This is a genomic window from Intestinimonas sp. (assembly GCF_026169115.1).
Taxonomy (GTDB): Bacteria; Bacillota; Clostridia; order Oscillospirales; family Oscillospiraceae; genus Intestinimonas.
In genome coordinates, this window is sequence record NZ_JAPFEA010000050.1 from 1 (window position 1) to 4,135 (window position 4,135).

5 protein-coding genes and 1 pseudogene are annotated in these 4,135 nt (G+C 48.0%); 4 read left to right on the forward strand and 2 right to left on the reverse strand.

Features of this window, described 5'->3' with window-relative positions:
• From Q0Y09_RS04765 to Q0Y09_RS04780, 4 genes and pseudogenes are all read left to right on the forward strand, one after another.
• Positions 1-329 (forward strand): hypothetical protein (locus Q0Y09_RS04765; RefSeq protein WP_297718397.1); only part of this gene is annotated, 329 nt, incomplete at its 5' end.
• 241 nt (positions 330-570) lie between these two features.
• Entirely contained in the window at positions 571-771 is a 201-nt protein-coding gene (locus Q0Y09_RS04770) for a helix-turn-helix domain-containing protein (RefSeq protein WP_195451378.1), read from the forward strand.
• Positions 764-2,065 (forward strand): restriction endonuclease subunit S, encoded by a 1,302-nt coding sequence (locus Q0Y09_RS04775; protein WP_297718402.1) that lies wholly within the window; start codon positions 764-766, stop codon positions 2,063-2,065. Before Q0Y09_RS04770 ends, Q0Y09_RS04775 begins: the two co-directional genes overlap by 8 nt.
• Positions 2,066-2,246: 181 nt before the next feature.
• Positions 2,247-2,576, forward strand: a pseudogene (locus tag Q0Y09_RS04780) (transposase); the annotation flags it as partial.
• Positions 2,577-2,597: 21 nt separating this feature from the next.
• Here the strand turns inward: Q0Y09_RS04780 and Q0Y09_RS04785 are convergent.
• Together Q0Y09_RS04785 and Q0Y09_RS04790 are read right to left on the reverse strand one after the other, a co-directional pair.
• Positions 2,598-2,915: a DUF6809 family protein gene (locus Q0Y09_RS04785; RefSeq protein WP_297718405.1), complete on the reverse strand. Its 318-nt coding sequence runs from the start codon at positions 2,913-2,915 to the stop codon at positions 2,598-2,600.
• 402 nt (positions 2,916-3,317) lie between these two features.
• Positions 3,318-4,135 (reverse strand): S-layer homology domain-containing protein (locus tag Q0Y09_RS04790; RefSeq protein ID WP_297718408.1); only part of this gene is annotated, 818 nt, incomplete at its 5' end.

Consider the following 4,135-nt stretch of genomic DNA (forward strand, 5'->3'; position numbering starts at 1 on the left):
AATTGCCAAATGTTCAAATGAGATCGGGTTTGACAATTTTGTCAAACCCGATCTTGCGTGGAAAATCTTCCGAAAACTTTTCGGCAACATTGTCAAAAGGTTCCGCCCGCAGGCGGCATTGGGGACAGGGGTTTCCCCTACAAGCGCGTTTTGACATCAAAACGCTATGCTTGCGTAAAACGCCCGCCCAGAAGGGCGGGCGTTTTACCGCTGGAGGCAAGTCAATACCTTGGTTAAAATTAGCCTATATGAAAATCGTTCCGACTCTCCATAAGGCTGAGGTAACCATTCTGGAACAGCTTGTGGTAAAGCATCACGTAAGAATTTAACGGCAAACCCGCTACCCTAAATTAAATTGGTTCAATCCTTATGTTCAAAATGAGCACATCAATGGTTTATCCCATCTATTAATCTTCAAAAAGAAAAAATTTTTGGACAATGGAAAACGAAAATTGTCCAATTAAATCCACTATTGTCTATTTGAGTTTGATAGATTCACAAAATTTCCCCCCAATATATTGCAGCCCCCAAAAAATAATGATATACTTGACAAAATGGGGTGAATGTGTTATGGCAGACGAACTATTTACAGTTGCTCAAGCGGCTGAATATTTGAAAGTATGCGATAAAACGGTACGGCGAATGATTGCCTCTAAGGAACTTGTTGCTTCCAAAGTAGGAAGTAGAAGCTGGCGCATCCGTAAAGATGACATAGATGCCTATCTAAACGCCACCAGTACGGGGCAGGAAGGAGCAGATACCATTGAGTGAAGAACTGATTCAGCGTAATTTGATAGAAGCTCCTGAAAAAATGGGCGATTGGAATTTCTACAATATTGGCGCTACTACATTAAAAGCTCTTAAAGGAGCGAAGATTATTCCCGATAAAGACTATGAGGCATATGAGGGAAAAAAGCCGGATGCCTTAATTGTTAAAAAGCCAATTATTATCGCAGCTATCGAGTATAAAACCCCTCAGGAGTTGCGAACCGAAAAGCAAATTGCTAAAGCTATTGCACAAGAAATTGGGACAGCCCAGATATTGCAGGCAAAAATTTACATTGTTACTGACGGCAAGAAAACTTTTTGGATTAACCCCGCTACCGGTCAAGAAATTCTACAGGAAGATGGTAGCCGCATTACATTAAATTTTGACAAGAGTAGCACAGAGTGTATTACCCTCATCAATAAGATTCGAGCCTCTATTAATGCTACTAATAATCAAATCAAGGCTGCTGCGTCTGTTGATCCTCTGCCTCTGGCCGAAAAAGTATGGCAAGATTTATGGGCTGTTTCAGGAGCGACGCCTGAAAATTGTTTGTACACCTTTGTTGAGATTTTCATCTTCAAGTACCTTAGCGATTTAGGTGTTTTGAAGGGAATGTATAATGGAGAGCCTTGGCTTGAAAAGCAAAAAGAAATCGCTGTAGGTTATGTAACTTTGGAACAAACCAAAGAAACTGTTGTTGAACAAATTGCAAATCTCTCACAGGTTTCTATTGTGCCGAATTGTGACGAATATGCGATTGAATATTTGCCTTTGAGTGAGCTATTTGACACTATTAAAGGAAAGTCAAAGTACACCAAAAAGTACGGGAACCTGCACTCAGGCCCCTACCCTGTCTACTCGGCATCAAGTCAAGGGACACTGACCCATTTAGATACCTATGATTATGATGGTCGTTATATGACATGGTCAACAAATGGATTTGCAGGTACGATTCTTATTCTGGATGGCAAATTTTCTATTAACGGAGATCGTGGAATCTTGGTTCCTAAAAACGGGCGTCAAGATTTGGACTTCGATTATATGAAATTTACATTAGAACCCATATTCCGGGAGCTGGCTAAAGGTAGAAAAGGCGATAACGGAGAAGATGAATTTACGAAACTATATCCTTCGATGTTAAGCGACATTATGGTACCAATTCCTGTCGATGGTAAAGGAAATATTAGCCTTTCACTTCAAAAGGAGATTGCCCAAAAGTTTATATCAGTACAAAATAGTCAGAAAGAAATCATTGAAAAATTGGATGTACTAATATCCAAGAAAATTTGCATTTAATCGTAAGGAAGCGCTCATTTTATTTTGAGCGCTTCTTTTTACTTGCGTTTCACTTCTTTTGAGACAAGGAGAAAAGCAGGGTCAGGTAGAATAAGTTTCGCAAAAGCAAAAAGAGAGATGGTTTGCAGATCTCTGCTAGAATGGAGTCGCGACACACCATTCTGAAAGGAGACATCAGACCATGTCCGAGAAGATTGTACAGCTAAACGAGGAAGTCATAAAGGGGCAGCTCAATGAGCTGGTGCGAGGCAGCGTGGATGGAAGCCTCAACTAGCTGCTGGAGGCCGAAGCAGAGAAGTTGACCCAGGCAGCCCGGTACGAGCGCAATGAACAGCGCCAGGGCTGCCGCAGCGGCCACTACAGCCGCAACTTCACCACCACTTCCGGGGATGTCACCCTCAAGGTGCCCAAGCTCAAGGGGATATCCTTTGAGACCGCCATTATTGAGCGGTATCGTCGCCGGGAGAGCGGTGTGGAAGAAGCTCTCATCGAGATGTACCTGGCAGGTGTATAGGTGAGATGTGCTAAATGCCTACTGCTTCCTGTTACAATCATCAGAACCGGCATCTGTCTCATCTTCTTCAGCTGGCAATGACTGCCTATCCTGTTTATAGTAATTCAATTCGTTTGCCATTTCCAAAGCCAGGTGAAAGCCACAGAGGAAACTGTCCATGGAGCGCTCTTCCGCCATTAGATTCTGGGTATCCATGATCCGCAGCACCAGTTTTCTCTCCGGTTTTTCCAGTCGCTCGATGAGCTGACGGTGGCAAACTTCAATTTCCTGTTCAGCTTCTGCCATGGGCACAGGTGTATAAAATCTATCATACAGCAGTTTCAGTGTATTGCGCATATTATCCTACCCCCTTGTAGCAAGACAACATACCACAAGCGGATAGAAAAAGCCACAACAATATTTGCATTACTGCAATTTAACTGCCTCCAAATTTTGGAAGTCGTTTTTGTGAAGTATAGGCCAAAATGAGGGCATGTGGAACACCACATGCCCTCATTTTCCCCATATACTGCTGGGGCTTAACCGTATCGAGAAATCGTTTTTCGCAGCACTTCTCAAATAGCGGGGGCAAGGACAGTTAACCGGCTGTTTTCGCCCTTTTCTGATGTGCGCAAAAAGAAGGGCCTGCGGAAATCCGCAGGCCCTTCCACGCTGATGCGCAAAATTGGTTTTTTGTTGTCCTTTTGCGGGGGTGCCTTTACGGCTCCACGTCTTTTTTGATGCTGGAATGTGCCGGGCTCAGGCGGCGTTGGTCATATCATAGGTGTTAGGGAAGGTGGCGCCGTTGACCACCCACACGTCGGCCAGGTTGGGCTGACCGTCCTCGCCCACGGCGCAGACCAGATAGTCGCCCTCGCCGTGGGGGACCTGGGGACGGTTGGCGGTGAGCACATCGCCCCAGGAGGTCTCCACGATCACCTGGACGTCGGCGGGGATGAACATGGCGTAATTGGTGTCGGGCTCGGCCTTGGTCTTCAGGTCGATATAGGTGTCGGCCACAAAGTCCTCAGCGGTGAGGGCGGAGCCGTCGGCCTTGGTGTAGGTCTTCATGACCTTCTCCAGACCGGTCACCCACTCCTCGCCGCCGGTCCCCTTGAGGACCACATCCTGGCCGTTGGGCTCGGCGGTGTAGTGGACATCCTCCAGGTTGTTGTAGACCTCGGTGGGGGCGGAGACCATCTTGCCCTGAATGGTGTAGGAGGTCTTGCCGGTGCGGAACCAGTCGTACTCGGACTGCTCCAGGTAGGTGTTCAGGGTAAGCCCCTCGGTCTCCTCGGCGGGGGTAAGCTTGGAGAAGTTGAGGAGGATGGTGGCCAGCTCAGCGCGGAGGGCGGTGCCGTTGGGGTCCAGGCGGCTGCCGGGCTTGCCGGAGAGGATGCCGGAGCCCACGGCCACAGCCATGCCGTCGGCGGCCCAGTCGGCCACGGCGTCGGCGTCGGCATAGGCGCTCAGGTCGCCAGTGGTGGTGCTCAGACCCTTCACCTCGGCGTACCGGGCGAAGATGGTGGCCAGCTCGGCCCGGGTCACGGCCCGGTCGCCGGCGTAGGCGCCGGTGC